This is a genomic window from Phycicoccus jejuensis (assembly GCF_044797865.1).
Taxonomy (GTDB): domain Bacteria; phylum Actinomycetota; class Actinomycetes; order Actinomycetales; family Dermatophilaceae; genus Phycicoccus; species Phycicoccus jejuensis.
On sequence record NZ_CP085209.1, the window covers coordinates 3003227 to 3017259 of the forward strand.

The following is a 14033-nucleotide window of genomic DNA, read 5'->3' on the forward strand; positions in this document are numbered from 1 at the left end:
TAGGTCGCCCTCACCGCGGGCTCCGACCGGACGTCCCCTGCCGCTGGGGTCCGCGCTCCTGCGGGACGACGTGCGGCAGGGCCTTCCGGGTCGCGTGCAGGCTCACCCCGGCGGTGTAGAGCCCGACCGTCCGGGCCCCGCCCGCCCGCACGAGCCGCAGCTCGCGTCCCGCGGCGGCCACCTTCGCCCGGACCACCCGGACACCGGCGGCCCGCAGCCGCGCCGCGGCTCCCCCGACGACCACCGGCGCGGACGGTGCCGCGTGGGCGACGGTGGGAGGCGCCAGCATGAGCCGGACCCGGGCGTCCTGCAGCCGGGTCCGCGCCGTCTGGCCCGCCCCCATGAGGATGCGCTCCTGGGTGCCCAGTGTCCTGGCCACGGCCACGCCGTCCGGGCCCACGACCGTCCCGACCTTCGCCGCCGTGGTGAACGACTGCCCGGCGACGCCGAGGACCCACGCGCCGGCCGCGACCCCCACGTCCCGCGCGCTCCCCTCGTCGTACCCGACGAGCAGCACCCCGTCGGCGAGCGTCCCGACGCCCTCGCCGACCACCCCGGCGGCCGCCAGCGGCGGCGCGAACCGCGTCGGCAGCGCGGCGAGCATCCCGACACCGTGGCCGACCGAGCTCGCCTGCCGCAGCGCGCGGTAGAGCGCCGAGTCGCCGATGTCGTCGTCGGCGAGCGCCCCGAGGACGCCGGCGCAGCGGGCGTCGGCGGAACGCAGCCGGTCCAGGGCCGCCGCGTGCGTGCACTCGGCGCGCAGGACGGTGGCCATCTCGTCCTGCTGCGCCCGACGGACCGCGAGCAGGACGGGGTCCACCTCGGTCGCTCCGGCCCCGACGAGGGCGACGGCGCGCTCCTCGAGGAGCCGATGGGCGTCCCACGCGTCGCCGTGCGCGGTGACCGCGTGCTGCACCACCGCCTGCTCCTCCTCGAGCACCGTCGCATAGGCGCGCAGCGGGGCCACCGCCCCGAGGTAGCGGTGGGCCGCGCGCTCGAGCACGGCCGGCGCCGTCTCGATCCGGGCGCCGAAGGCCTCGCCGGCGGGCCCGTCCCAGACCGCTCCGTCGCGCAGCCGGGCGAGGTCGGCCGCCGTGTCGGCGAGCCGCCGACCGGTCGCGTCGCACGCCGAGGCGACCGCCCGCACCCCCTCCGCCGACCCCTCGACCGGACCCAGCGACATCACCACGTCGGGCCACCCCGCAGGCCGCGCGAGACCCCCGCCTCGAGGTCGAGGTAGGCGCCCCCCGCCGTCCCGGCCGCCTCGCCGAGGACGGTCAGCGCGTCCGCCATCCGCAGCCGCGCGTGCCGCCACCCGCCGAGCAGATCCTCGAGCGCGGCGCCGCTGCAGCCGGGCCCGAACGCCCATCGGTCCGCCGCGGGGTCCCCCATGAGCGTGAGCGACTCGGCGAGGTCGAGCAGGCGCTCCCCCACCTCCAGCACGCTCGGTGCATCCACCCGGTACGTCGTCATGCCCCGACGCTAGGCGGGGGCGGCGTCCCGCCCGCCGGGTTGTCCACAGGCCCCGGCGGGCGGGAGGGTCGCTCAGCCCTGCGTAGCGCCGACGAGCTCGGGCGCCGCGTCCCCGGAGCCGTCACCGGCCGCCGCGGCGAAGCCGGCGTCGAGGTCGGCGAGGATGTCGGCGACCGACTCGATGCCCACCGCGAGGCGCACGAGACCGGGCGTGACACCGGCGGCCAGCCGGTCCTCGTCCCCGCCCTGGCTGTGCGTTGTCGACGCCGGGTGGATGGCGAGCGAGCGCACGTCGCCCATGTTCGCGACGTGGCTGTGCAGCGACAGGCCCTCGACGAAGCGGCGCCCGGCCTCGATGCCACCGCGGATCTCGAACGCGAGCACCGCCCCGGCGCCCAGCGGCGCGTACTTGTCCGCGAGCGCCTTCCCCGGGCTGCTGTCGAGCGAGGCCCACCGCACCGACTCGACCTGGGGGTGCTGCTCCAGGTGCTCGGCGACCCGGCGGGCGTTCTCGAGGTGGCGCTCCAGGCGCAGGCTGAGGGTCTCGATGCCCTGCCCGATGAGGAAGGCGTTGAACGGCGAGACCGCGGCGCCGAGGTCGCGCAGCAGCTGCACTCGCGCCTTGAGGATGTACGAGAGGTTCGCGCCGAAGGGGCTGCCGACGCCGAGGTCCGGGCCGAAGCGCAGCCCGTGGTAGCTCTCGTCCGGGGTGTTGTAGTTGGGGAAGCGCTCCGGGTCCGTCGTGTAGTCGAAGGTGCCGCCGTCGACGATGACGCCGGCGATGGACGTGCCGTGCCCGCCGAGGTACTTCGTCGCCGAGTGGATGACGACGTCGGCGCCCCACTCCAGCGGCCGGATGACGTACGGCGTCGCGATGGTGTTGTCGACGACCAGCGGCACGCCGACCTCGTGGGCGACCGCGGCGACGGCCTCGATGTCGAGGACCTCGGCCTTGGGGTTGGCGATGGTCTCGCCGAAGAACGCCTTGGTGTTGGGGCGCACCGCGTCGCGCCAGGCCTGCGGGTCGGTGTGGTCCTCGACGAAGGTGACGTCGATGCCGAGCTTGCGGAAGGTGAACTTCAGCAGGTTGACCGTGCCGCCGTAGAGCGCCGCGCTGGAGACGATGTGGTCACCGGCCTCGGCGATGTTGAGCAGGCCGAGCGTCGTCGCGGCCTGCCCGGACGCCACGAGCAGCGCCCCGACCCCGCCCTCGAGCGCCGCGATGCGCTGCTCGACGGCGTCCTGCGTCGGGTTCATGATGCGCGTGTAGATGTTGCCGAACTCGCGCAGCGCGAAGAGGTTCTCGGCGTGCGCGGTGTCGTTGAAGACGTACGACGTCGTCTGGTAGATCGGCAGGGCCCGGGCGCCGGTGGCGCTGTCGGGCTGTTGGCCGGCGTGCACCTGGCGGGTCTCGAAACCCCACTGGGACGGGTCGGTCATCGGTTCGCTCCTGACTCGTGGGTGCGACCGACCGGCGGGCCGGGCGCACGCGGACGTGTGCTCGGCGGGGTGCCCAGGGGCTCCCGCGCTTGCGCGCGACGGGTGCCGCACGCCTGGTCCTCACCCGGGGCACCCCACCGCGGAGGAGGGTTGCCGGCCAGCGAGCCGGGGCTTGGCGCTGGCGCTCATGACCTGCCGTCAGGATACGCACGGGCCGGCCCGCGGTCAGCCCCCTCCCCCGCCCGTCTCACCCCGCGAACGGGGCAGGATGACCCCATGACCTTCCACGCCGACGAGTACAAGGCCGCCGCGGGCCGCTACCGCGCCGGGATGCCCTACCGACGCACCGGCCGCTCCGGCCTCGACCTCCCCGCGATCTCGCTGGGCCTCTGGCACAACTTCGGCGACGACGTGCCGCTGGAGCGCCAGCAGGCGATCCTGCGGCGCGCGTTCGACCGGGGCGTCACCCACTTCGACCTCGCGAACAACTACGGCCCGCCCTACGGCAGTGCCGAGCGCAACTTCGGGACCCTCTTCGCCCGCGACTTCCGCCCCTACCGCGACGAGCTCGTCATCAGCTCCAAGGCGGGCTACGACATGTGGCCCGGCCCCTACGGCCAGGGCGGCGGCTCGCGGAAGTACGTCACCGCCTCGGCCGACCAGTCGCTGCGGCGCACCGGCCTGGACCACTTCGACATCTTCTACAGCCACCGCTTCGACGAGACGACCCCGCTCGAGGAGACCTGCGGGGCGCTGGACTCCCTCGTGCGTGCCGGCAAGGCGCTCTACGTGGGCATCTCGTCCTACTCGGCGCAGCGCACCCGCGAGGCCGTCGAGATCCTCCGCGCGATGGGCACGCCGCTGCTCATCCACCAGCCGTCGTACTCGATGCTCAACCGCTGGATCGAGGAGGAGGGGCTGCTGGACGCCCTCGGCGAGACCGGCGTCGGCTGCATCGCCTTCTCCCCGCTGGCCCAGGGGATGCTGACGAACAAGTACCTCAAGGGCATCCCCGAGGGTTCGCGTGCGGCGCAGGGCAAGTCGCTCGACCCGGCGCTGCTCACCGACACCGCGCTCAAGCACATCCGCGCCCTGGACCGGCTGGCGAAGACCCGCGGCCAGACCCTCGCGCAGATGGCCCTCGCGTGGGCGCTGCGCGACCCGCGCGTCACGTCGGTGCTCGTCGGCGCGAGCTCGGTCGAGCAGCTCGACGACAGCCTCGACGCCGTCAAGAAGCTGCGCTTCACGAAGGACGAGCTCGCGAAGATCGACAAGCACGCCCAGGACACGGGCATCAACCTCTGGAAGACCTCGAGCGACAAGTGAGTTGAGAGACGACATGAGCGACGACTACATCCCCTCCCCCTCCGACTGGGTGCGCGAGCAGGTCGAGAAGATCGACGAGACCGGCGACACCCGTTCGGTCAGCGTGATGGACCGCCCGGTCGTCATGCTGACGATGCGCGGCCGCAAGACCGGAGCGCTGCGCAAGGTCCCGCTGATGCGCGTCGAGCACGACGGCACGTACGCCGCCGTCGCGAGCAAGGGCGGCGCGCCGGAGCACCCCGTCTGGTACGGCAACCTCCTCGCCGACCCGAACCTCACCCTCCAGGACGGCACCGAGTCCTGGGAGGCCGTGGCCCGCGAGATCGACGGCGCCGAGCGCGAGGAGTGGTGGGAGCGCTGCGTCGCCGCCTACCCGCCGTACGCGGAGTACCAGACCAAGACCGACCGCCTCATCCCCGTCCTGCTGCTGGAGCGCAAGGACGCCTGAGGCGCCGACGTCGCCCCGGCCACCGGCTCAGTCGGAGGTCGGGGCGACGTCCTGCTCGTGGGCGGCCGCGTCGGCCCGGGCGCCGCGCTCGACGCGGCGGAACCACAGCAGGCCGAGCACCGGCAGGACGAGCGGCACGAACCCGTAGCCCTGGCCGAAGTGCGACCAGACGGTCTTGTCGGGGAAGGCCGAGGGGTCGAGGTAGGACGCCAGGCCGACGAGGAGCACCCCCGCGAGCTCGACCGCGCACGCGACGATGCCGACGCGCACCCAGCGACCGCCGCGGGCGAGGCACCACGTCGCGAGCAGGTAGACGACGGCCGCCAGCGCCGACAGGACGTAGGCCAGCGGGGCGCGGTCGAAGTACTCCGAGATCTGGAGCACCGAGCGCCCGGTGGCGGCGAGCGCCAGCACGCCGTAGACGACGACGAGCAGCACGCCGGGGCCGCCGAGGGCCCGGCGGTCGCGCGGGGCGGGGTCAGTCATAGGACATCCAGATCTGGGCGAGCCGGGCGGACATGACGCCGACGGCGAACGCGCCGACCGCGATCGAGCCCATGGCCCAGCGGGACTTCTCCTTGATGGCGAGGAACGCCGTGCCCGGCGGGATCACCGGAAGGCTCACGAGGTAGGCGATGAACGTCGCCCGCTCGGCCGAGTCGGTGACGTGCCCGCTGCCGACGAGCCCGCCGACGAGCACGACGAGCAGCGCGAGCTCGAGCAGCCCCGCGATCCCGAGGAGCAGGTCGTCGATGAGGCGGTCCCGGACGGCGTAGACGACCGCCGCGCCGCAGAGGACCACCGAGAGGCCCACGACGACGTACGTCAGCGCTGCGATCACCGGCTCATGCTAGACGGGCCGCCGTCCACGACGGCGCGGGTGCCCGTGCCGACGCCCCGGTCGGGGTGCGACACTGCGGACATGGCAACGGCGCAGCTCGGTGACGTGGAGATCGCCTACGAGGTCGACGGGCCCGACGACGGGGTGCCGATGCTCCTCGTCATGGGTCTGGGGACGCAGCTCGTGGGCTGGCCGCAGGACCTCGTCGACGGCCTGGTGACGCGCGGCTTCCGGGTCGTGCGGCACGACAACCGCGACATCGGCCTGTCGAGCTTCACCCCGGGCCCGCCGCCGGCGCGCTCGGCGGTCGTCCGCAGCTTCCTGCGCCCGGGCTCGGGCGGGGCCGACTACCTGCTCGCCGACATGGCCGACGACGCGGCCGCGCTGCTCGACCACCTCGGCATCGCCGCGGCGCACGTCGTCGGCGCCTCGATGGGCGGGATGATCGCGCAGCAGCTGACGATCGACCACCCCGAACGGGTCCTCAGCCTCACCTCGATCATGTCCAACACCGGCAGCCGCCGGCACGGGCGCGTCCACCCGCGGCTGCTGCCGACGATGGCGATGTCGTTCACGCAGCCGCGGCCGACCGACGAGGAGGAGGCGGTGCGCCTCGGGGTCGAGGGCTGGCGGGTCATCGCAGGGCCGCTCTTCGACGAGGAGGAGATGACGGCGCAGGTGCGGGCCGCGGTGCGGCGCAGCGTGAGCCCGATCGGCACGGTCCGCCAGCTGCTGGCCATCCTCGACAGCCCCGACCGCACCGAGCGCCTGCGCGAGGTCGACGTGCCGACGCTCGTCGTCCACGGCCTCGCCGACCGCCTCGTGCAGCCGAGCGGCGGCATCGCGACCGCGCAGGCCGTGCCGGGCTCGCGGCTGCTCATGTTCCCCGACATGGGGCACGACCTGCCGCGCTCCCGCCGGGTCGAGATCGTCGACGCCATCGCGCAGAACGCGGCCCGGGCGGCCGAGGTGCGCGCCGGCTCCTGAGCCCGGGTCTGTGCTGTCGGCCCGGTCAGCCGAGGGAGGCGCCGACGGCGTCGACGAGCAGCTGCACCTCGTCCTCGGTGACGACGAGCGGCGGCGCCAGGCGGATGGTCGAGCCGTGCGTATCCTTGGCGAGGACGCCGCGGGCCAGCAGCCGCTCGCACAGCTCGCGCCCGGAGGGGCCGCCCGGCGAGACGTCGAGCCCGGCCCACAGGCCGCGCACCCGCAGGCCGTCGAGGCCCCGGCCGACGAACGGGCGCAGGCCCTCCTCCAGGACCGCACCCAGCCGGGTTGCGCGCGACTGGAACTCCCCCTCGGCGAGCATGAGGCAGACCTCGTGCCCGATCGCCGCGCCCATCGGGTTGCCGCCGAAGGTCGAGCCGTGCGAGCCGGGGGTGACGACGTCGAGCACGGCGTGGTCGGCGGTGATCGCGGACACCGGGTAGAGGCCGCCGCCGAGCGCCTTGCCGAGGACGTAGACGTCGGGACGGACGTCCTCGTGCTCGCACGCGAAGGTGCGACCGGTGCGTGCGAGGCCGGACTGGACCTCGTCGGCCACCATGAGGGCGCCGGCGGTGTCACAGACCTCGCGAACCGCGCGCAGGTACCCCTCCGGCGGGATGACGACGCCGCCCTCGCCCTGGATGGGCTCGAGGAGGACCGCGACCGTCGTGTCGTCGACGGCCGCGCGCAGGGCGTCGACGTCGCCGTACCGCACCGTGCGGAACCCCGGTGTGTAGGGGCCGTACTCGTCGCGCGCGACCTTGTCGTCCGAGAAGCTGACGATGGTCGTGGTGCGTCCGTGGAAGTTGCCCTCCATGACGACGATGCTCGCGGTGTCCTCGGGGACGCCCTTGACCCGGTAGCCCCACTTGCGCGCGACCTTGATCGCGGTCTCGACGGCCTCGGCGCCGGTGTTCATCGGCAGGACGACCTCGTGACCGGTCAGCGCCGCGAGCTCCTGTGCGAACGGCCCGAGCCGGTCGTTGAGGAAGGCCCGGCTGGTCAGCGTGAGCCGGTCGAGCTGGGCGTGGGCGCGGGCCCGCAGCCGGGGGTGGCCGTGGCCGAAGTTGAGCGCCGAGTAGCCGGCCAGGCAGTCGAGGTAGCGCCGGCCCTCCACGTCGGTCACCCAGGCCCCCTCGCCGTGGGCCAGCACGACGGGCAGCGGGTGGTAGTTGTGCGCGGCGTAGCGCTCGGTGAGGGCGATGTGCGCGCCCGAGTCGAGCGGGGTGCGGTCTGACGTCATCGTCGAACCTCCTTCACCCCGACCCTAGCGACGCCGCCGGGTGGGGGCCGGGAGGCGGGCGCGGACGTCGGCGGGCTCACACCGTCCCGGGCGCGACGACGAGGTAGACCGAGGCGGCCAGCGCGACGACGACGGCGGCGAGCTTGTCCGCGGGCAGCGAGGTGCCGAAGTGCAGCCGGTCGACGAGGAGGATGCCGACCTGGAGCAGGACGATCCAGCCCATCGTCACGACCGCGAGCTCGGCGTCGCGCAGCGACGAGGCGTAGACCCAGAAGAGGACGACGAAGGCGAGCACACCGCCGACGAGCGCGACGGCGCTGCCGTCCTCGGCCCAGTGCTTGGCCGCGACCGCCCCGAGCAGGTCGAGGCCGGCGAGCACGGCCATCGCGGCGAGCGCGACGACCGGCAGCGGCCACGAGTCGGGGACGGGGAGCAACGGGACGGAGCGGATCGTGGGCATGGCGGTCTCCGGGGCGTGGTGGGCGACCCGGGGTCGGTCGCCCCTCGCCGGTCAGGAGGCGCGCGGGGGCCGCGCTGATACCTCGCGCGTCCGCCGTGCCGCGCTCAGGCGTCCCAGACCTCGGCGATCCGCGGGGCGATGCGGGCCCCGTGGGCGCGGGCCGCCTCGAAGGTCTCGGCGCCGCGCGTCATGTCCAGCGGGTTGGCGCCCATCGCCCAGAGGTCACGGGCGTCGGGGACGACGATCGCGGTGCGGCTCTCGGCCTTGAGGGCGCGCAGCTGCATCCGCGGGAGGTCGCGAAGGTGCGGGCCGACCGGGTACGGCGAGAGGACGAGGATGCGCCGGTGCCCACGCGCGAGGTCGACGTTCGCGATGCTGCGCAGACCGCCGTCGACGTAGCGCCGTCCAGCGACCTCGACGGCCGGGAACACGCCGGGCACGGCGCAGCTCGCGGCGACCGCCCGCTCCAGCGGCACTCCCCCGCGGCCGTCGAAGACGACCGAGGTGCCGGTCTCGGCGTCGACCGCGGTGACGAGCAGCCGGCCCTCCGGCCAGTCCTGGCCGACGAGGCCCAGCCCGACGGTCCCGAGCCACTCCTCCTCGGTCGGGGTGGCGGCCTCGAGCGCGGCCCGGGCGACGACGGCCCGGCCGCCGCGGCGGTCGGTGCTCAGGGTGGAGCGGACGTAGCGTCCGGCGTCCGCCGGCCCGAGACGACCGTAGCTCGTCAGCGGAGCGCCCTCCCGGATGCGGTCGAACGCGCTGTCCTCGTCGGTGCCGAGGCGCAGGTGCGCCGCGACGATCGACCCGGCCGACGTGCCGACCATCGTGTCGGCGGTGCGGACGTCGACGCCGCCGTCACGCAGGCCGAGGACGATGCCGGCCTCCCACGCGATGCCGGTGGCGCCGCCGCCGGCGAGGACGAGCGCACGCTCGACGCCGTCGTCCGGAGGCGTCCACTCCTCGAAGCCCCCGGTCGTCGGGTCGGCGACCCGGTGCGTCCCCTCGAGGGCCGGCCGGGTCGTGTCGTCCGCGACGGGGTCCGGGCCCGGTCCCGGGACCGGGGCAGGCCCGCTCGCGTCCTCGTGGGTGCTCACGCCGTCTATTGTCGGTGGTCGCCCCCGGCCGGACCACCTCCGCCCGCCGTGAAGGTCGTCACCGGACGAATCCTGAGGTCAGGCGACCTGTCCGGACCGCAGCCTGCGCACGGCGTCGAGGGGGAGACCGACGAGCTCGTCGCCGACCCTCACCTGGCAGCGCACCGCCCCGACCAGCTCGACCTCGCCGACCAGCCCGGCCCAGGGCCCGGTCGAGACCTCGACCTCGTCCCCGACCCGCGGCGGCTCGGCGACCACCCGGGGCGCGAGCGAGGCCCGGCGCAGCTCGGCGAGCTCGGCCGCGTACCGCGGGGGCATCGAGGCCGGCCGGCCGCGGTGGGTCCACGTGAAGAGGTGGGCCGCGTCGAAGGTGCGCGAGCAGCGACCGCAGGACATCACGCGGGTCGGGGCCCGGTGGCGGCTGCGCTCGTGGCCGGCCGGGCAGCGCCCGACCCAGTCACCCGGGACGCGCGGCGCGTCGGCGGGGACGCACCGCTCCCCCGAGCAGCCGATGCGCACGGCGGTCGCGCGCCACACCTCGTCGTGCCCGTGCTGCGGCCCGACGAGCGCGTGCGCGATCTCGTGGAGCAGCGTGTCGCGCACCTCCTCCTCCGAGTGCAGCCGGGTGAGGGGCGCGCTGATGCCGATCTGCCGACGGGCGAAGCGGCACACCCCGGCCCGCGTCTTCGCGCGGTCGGCGACGACGGTCCAGCCGTCCAGGCCGTGCTCGCGGACGAGCCGCCGCCCCATCGCCAGCGCCTGCTGCAGGTCCATCGCCACCTCCTCGGTCGATCTCGTCGGGACGAGCCTAGGCAGCGCCACCGACAGCACGGCCGCGCCACCCCGGGCGGACGTCGCTCCTGTGGACGACGCGCCCTCCCGGTGTGGCCTGTGGACGGTGACCGGATCGGTGCGTCGCTCCGGCCCCGGCCGCTCACGCGCCTGCCTAGTCTCGTCACCGGCGCGCCGACGGGTCAGCGTCCGAGGCGCAACGTCGCGCCGGGAGTAGTGGAAGGGGTACCCATGTCCGCCACCACCACCGAGAGCAGGCCCTCCGGGTCCGGCCTGCTGTCGCTGCTCGACCGGCACCACACGGTCGCGCCCCGCGACTACAACCGCTGGCTCATCCCGCCGGCGGCGCTGGCCATCCACCTGTGCATCGGGCAGGTGTACGCGACGAGCGTCTACAAGGCGTCGATGGTCGCCCACTTCGACAGCTCGCTCACCGCGGTCGGGCTCGTCTTCTCCATCGCCATCGTCATGCTCGGGCTCTCGGCCGCGGTGCTCGGCACGTGGGTCGACCGGGTCGGGCCGCGCAAGGCGATGTTCGCCGCCGCCTGCGCCTGGGCGCTCGGCTTCCTCGTCGGCGCGGTCGGGATGGCCACCTCCCAGCTGTGGCTGGTCTACCTCGGCTACGGCGTCATCGGCGGGACCGGGCTGGGCATCGGGTACATCTCGCCGGTGTCGACGCTCATCAAGTGGTTCCCGGACCGCCCGGGCCTCGCGACCGGTATGGCGATCATGGGCTTCGGTGGCGGGGCCATGGTCGCGTCGCCCCTGTCCCGGCAGCTCATGTCGTTCTTCGACGCCGACTACGACCCGTCGGTCTCGGGGTCGCTCGCGAACGGCACCGCCCTCACGGGGCTCTTCGTCAGCCTGGCGGTCATCTACTTCCTCGTGATGATGATCGGCGTCACGAACGTCCGTGTGCCGGCACCGGGGTGGGCCCCGGAGGGCTTCGACCCGTCGACGCTGTCCAACAAGAGCGACCTCATCACCGACCGCAGCGTGTCGGCGGCCAACGCCATCAAGACGCCGCAGTTCTGGCTGCTGTGGGTCGTCCTCTTCTGCAACGTGACCGCCGGCATCGGCATCCTCGAGCAGGCCGCGCCGATGATCCAGGACTTCTTCCGTGGCTCCGACGGCACCTCGTCGGTGGCGGTCGCGGCGGCCGGCGGGTTCGTCGGGCTGCTGTCGCTCTTCAACATGGCCGGACGCTTCGTGTGGTCGACGACCTCCGACAAGATCGGTCGCAAGCCGATCTACATGGTCTACCTCGGCGTGGGCATCGTCCTCTACCTCGTTCTCGCGCTGATCGGTTCGACGGCGACGGCGATCTTCGTGCTCGTCGCGGCGATCATCATCAGCTTCTACGGCGGTGGCTTCGCGACGGTGCCGGCCTACCTGCGCGACCTCTTCGGCACCTTCCAGGTCGGCGCCATCCACGGGCGGCTGCTCACGGCGTGGTCGGCGGCCGGTGTCGCCGGTCCGCTCATCATCAACGGGTTCCTCGACGCCGCGGGCACGCCCGGCAAGCTGACGGCGGCGGACTACCGGCCCGCGCTCTTCACGATGGTCGGGGTGCTGGCGGTCGGGTTCGTCGCCAACCTCATGGTGCGCCCGGTGGCGTCGAAGTTCCACGAGCCGGAGGGCCGGACGGCCGCCGCGGCCGAGGACTTCGCCGGCGACGAGGCCGAGGGCTCGACCGCGCGCGGCGGCTCGCTGCGGGTGTACCTGTCGTGGGGCGTCGTGCTCGTGCTGCTCGCCTACGGCGTGGTCCAGACCCTCATCACGGCGGCCAAGCTTTTCGCCTGACCTCCCCTCCCCGCTCCTCCCCGCGATCTGCGGGGGTCCGCGTGCCACCGCACCCGGACCCCCGCAGATCGCCACGAGAAGCGGACGAGCGGTGCCGGCTCCCGACGGGACGGACGTGGGCGTCGTCAGTTCGAGTAGAGACGGGCCTTGGCCTCGCGCACGGTGAGGGTCACCGGCGTTCCCTGCAGCTCGACCGCGCCGGGGATGTCGATCCACCCGCTGCCCCCGACCCGGAACTGTCCCGTGTAGACGATGTCGGCGCGGACCTGCTGCTCGCCCGGTTGGGTGTAGGTCTGCACGACGGTGCCGTCGGGGTACGGACCACCGAGGTCCGTCGTCGGACCGACCGTCCGCTCCCCCAGGTGGTAGGTGATCGACTTCAGGCGTGGTCGGATCTCGACCTCGTGACCGAGCAGCGTCGCCGGGTCCGGACGGTCGACCTCGTCAGGCCCGAACCCCGCCTCGGGGAACTGCACCTCGAAGAACGTCGGCAGGTTGACGAGGGTGACGTCACCCTCCGGCTGGATGTTGACCGTCGGCTTCGTGAAGTCGGTGTCCCGGAACGCCTGACGGATCATCCCCATCGTCAACGCGTTCGCGTTGCCCGGCACCCGCTCCGGCCAGCACGTCAGGTCCAGACGCTCCCACGCACCATCGGCCCCCGTCAGCGGTTGACCGTCCTGCTCCACCTGCCTCCGCCAGACCGCCACCGCGGGACCCTCGCCGCCTCCCGTCGTCACCCGACACAGGCCCCACGAGGCCGGGCAGAGATCCCCCTCGTTCTGACCGGGCTCAGCGGTGCTGCACGCGGAGACCGCCGCGTAGTCATAGAACGGTCCCTTGGCCGTTGCGTTGCGAAAGTAGTGAGTCGACAGAGAGTCGACTTCAACCCGGCTAAGCGTCTTCACCACACTGCCGTGCTCGGTGAGACCACCCGAGAATCCGCCGCCTGGGTCACCGGCGTAGGCGGGCGGCCATCCACCGGACAGTGCCACTGCCAATCCGAACGAAAGCCCTGCGACGAGGCGGGCCGGTCTCAGCCCCTCTCGATCCCGCGAACTAGCCATCGCTGATCCACCCACCTCAAAGCAGCGTTCGCGTCAGCCGTCAACTTCTTGTCGCGCGCAACCTCCTTGCCTGAGGAGTCAACGACCCGTGCGCCCGATTGCGTGAACTTGATGCGGACGTACTGCTCACCCTCCGGTGCGCCACCGAAACTCTGTGCCTCATTAAGGCGAACGGGCTCCTCCGCGTACCTCTGCTGCTTGTCAGCCAGCTTCTGAGTTGTGTCCTCCGAGTTCGCACAGAACTCGCACCCGCTGGTCCCCATGGACTTGATGAGGCCCGGCTGGGGCTTGGTCCAGGCGACGTTGAATTGGTCGAAGAAGTACTCGACGTACGCCTCGGCGCCGGCGGGGGTCTGCTCCCGCGCAGCGGCCGGGATCTCGGGACCACTCGAACTGGGCGAAGGAGATGGGCTCGACGACGGGGACGCGCTCGGGCTCGCCGACGTCGCGCTCGGCGACGGCTGGTCACCGCCGGAGGAGTCGCAGCCCGCGAGCAGCACCGTCCCCAGCGCCGCCCCCGCGACGACCCAGCGCGATCCCCTCGTCATGCCTGCCTCTCCGGGCGCCCCCTCGGCGACCTGACCACAAGGTACCGAGCATCGGCGCGGAGGGCACGCGGTCATCCACAGGCCCGCGACGGCCGGGCTCAGCGCGTGCGCGCCACGATCCCCTCGGCCCGGGCCGCGACCCACCCGAGCAAGGGCACGAGGTGCCCGGCGAGCTCCTCGCCCATCGGCGTCAGGCTGTACTCGACCCGCGGCGGGATGACGGGGAACGCCTCGCGGTGCACGAACCCGTCGGTCTCGAGCGTCCGCAGCGTCTGCGCGAGCATCTTCTCGCTCACGCCGTCAGCGCGGCGTCGCAGCTCGCTCCAGCGCAGCGGCCCCTCCGTCAGCGAAACGAGGACGAGTAGCCCCCACTTGCTCGTGACGTGGTCGAGGACCGTCCGGCTGGGGCATCCAGCCGCGATGACGCCGTCGGGGTAGATCGTCCGCAGGTCGCTGACCTCATTGCTCACCGTCACGCCAGTACCTTACTCGAAAGTGCGTACTGTCCCTC

16 protein-coding genes and 1 riboswitch are annotated in these 14033 nt (G+C 73.4%); of the genes, 4 read left to right on the forward strand and 12 right to left on the reverse strand.

All coding sequences use genetic code 11. From position 1 onward, the window contains the following. Positions 1–10: 10 nt before the first annotated feature. From LG324_RS14245 to LG324_RS14255, 3 genes are all read right to left on the reverse strand, one after another. Positions 11–1183, reverse strand: coding sequence for a hypothetical protein (locus LG324_RS14245; protein ID WP_404348901.1), 1173 nt, complete (start codon positions 1181–1183; stop codon positions 11–13). Continuing rightward, complete coding sequence (locus LG324_RS14250) at positions 1183–1473, reverse strand: hypothetical protein (protein WP_030528134.1); 291 nt, start codon at positions 1471–1473, stop codon at positions 1183–1185. Before LG324_RS14250 ends, LG324_RS14245 begins: the two co-directional genes overlap by 1 nt. 72 nt (positions 1474–1545) lie before the next feature. Further along, positions 1546–2913 (reverse strand): bifunctional o-acetylhomoserine/o-acetylserine sulfhydrylase, encoded by a 1368-nt coding sequence (locus tag LG324_RS14255; protein WP_051750423.1) that lies wholly within the window; start codon positions 2911–2913, stop codon positions 1546–1548. A gap of 80 nt (positions 2914–2993) precedes the next feature. After that, a riboswitch (SAM riboswitch) is annotated at positions 2994–3106 on the reverse strand. An 83-nt stretch (positions 3107–3189) separates the two neighbouring features. On the opposite strand from LG324_RS14255, the gene mgrA reads away from it, so the two are divergent. Continuing rightward, a complete protein-coding gene (gene mgrA / locus LG324_RS14260) occupies positions 3190–4239 on the forward strand; it encodes an L-glyceraldehyde 3-phosphate reductase (protein ID WP_404348903.1) in 1050 nt (349 codons plus the stop codon). A gap of 13 nt (positions 4240–4252) precedes the next feature. After that, the gene (locus LG324_RS14265; protein ID WP_404348905.1) at positions 4253–4687 is read left to right on the forward strand and encodes a nitroreductase family deazaflavin-dependent oxidoreductase; all 435 of its coding nucleotides are present in this window, start codon (positions 4253–4255) and stop codon (positions 4685–4687) included. Positions 4688–4714: 27 nt separating this feature from the next. On the opposite strand, the gene LG324_RS14270 is transcribed toward LG324_RS14265, so the two are convergent. Continuing rightward, on the reverse strand, positions 4715–5173 hold the full coding sequence (locus LG324_RS14270) for a hypothetical protein (protein WP_207021492.1): 459 nt from the start codon (positions 5171–5173) through the stop codon (positions 4715–4717). Beyond that, positions 5166–5528 (reverse strand): hypothetical protein, encoded by a 363-nt coding sequence (locus LG324_RS14275; RefSeq protein WP_030528129.1) that lies wholly within the window; start codon positions 5526–5528, stop codon positions 5166–5168. Before LG324_RS14275 ends, LG324_RS14270 begins: the two co-directional genes overlap by 8 nt. 81 nt (positions 5529–5609) lie before the next feature. On the opposite strand from LG324_RS14275, the gene LG324_RS14280 reads away from it, so the two are divergent. Beyond that, positions 5610–6515: an alpha/beta fold hydrolase gene (locus tag LG324_RS14280; RefSeq protein WP_404348908.1), complete on the forward strand. Its 906-nt coding sequence runs from the start codon at positions 5610–5612 to the stop codon at positions 6513–6515. 25 nt (positions 6516–6540) lie between these two features. Here the strand turns inward: LG324_RS14280 and rocD are convergent, their stop codons facing one another. The 4 genes from rocD to LG324_RS14300 all read right to left on the reverse strand — a co-directional run bounded on the left by rocD (position 6541) and on the right by LG324_RS14300 (position 10086). Then, positions 6541–7758: an ornithine--oxo-acid transaminase gene (rocD, locus tag LG324_RS14285; RefSeq protein WP_404348910.1), complete on the reverse strand. Its 1218-nt coding sequence runs from the start codon at positions 7756–7758 to the stop codon at positions 6541–6543. Positions 7759–7834: 76 nt separating this feature from the next. After that, the gene (locus tag LG324_RS14290; protein WP_404348912.1) at positions 7835–8218 is read right to left on the reverse strand and encodes a hypothetical protein; all 384 of its coding nucleotides are present in this window, start codon (positions 8216–8218) and stop codon (positions 7835–7837) included. Positions 8219–8322: 104 nt separating this feature from the next. Continuing rightward, positions 8323–9312, reverse strand: coding sequence for a patatin-like phospholipase family protein (locus tag LG324_RS14295; RefSeq protein WP_404348914.1), 990 nt, complete (start codon positions 9310–9312; stop codon positions 8323–8325). A gap of 78 nt (positions 9313–9390) precedes the next feature. Continuing rightward, positions 9391–10086, reverse strand: coding sequence for a SprT-like domain-containing protein (locus tag LG324_RS14300; RefSeq protein ID WP_404348916.1), 696 nt, complete (start codon positions 10084–10086; stop codon positions 9391–9393). 249 nt (positions 10087–10335) lie between these two features. Here LG324_RS14300 and LG324_RS14305 point away from each other — a divergent pair, with 249 nt between their 5' ends. Then, positions 10336–11907 carry an OFA family MFS transporter gene (locus LG324_RS14305; protein WP_404348917.1) on the forward strand — a complete coding sequence of 524 codons (1572 nt, stop codon included), beginning with the start codon at positions 10336–10338 and terminating at the stop codon, positions 11905–11907. Positions 11908–12032: 125 nt separating this feature from the next. Here LG324_RS14305 and LG324_RS14310 read toward each other — a convergent pair whose 3' ends face one another. The 3 genes from LG324_RS14310 to LG324_RS14320 form a co-directional block, all read right to left on the reverse strand. After that, positions 12033–12902 carry a hypothetical protein gene (locus tag LG324_RS14310; protein ID WP_404348919.1) on the reverse strand — a complete coding sequence of 290 codons (870 nt, stop codon included), beginning with the start codon at positions 12900–12902 and terminating at the stop codon, positions 12033–12035. Positions 12903–12943: 41 nt separating this feature from the next. Beyond that, on the reverse strand, positions 12944–13522 hold the full coding sequence (locus tag LG324_RS14315) for a DUF6318 family protein (protein ID WP_404348921.1): 579 nt from the start codon (positions 13520–13522) through the stop codon (positions 12944–12946). 98 nt (positions 13523–13620) lie between these two features. Beyond that, the gene (locus LG324_RS14320; protein ID WP_404348923.1) at positions 13621–13998 is read right to left on the reverse strand and encodes a winged helix-turn-helix transcriptional regulator; all 378 of its coding nucleotides are present in this window, start codon (positions 13996–13998) and stop codon (positions 13621–13623) included. Positions 13999–14033: the final 35 nt, after the last annotated feature.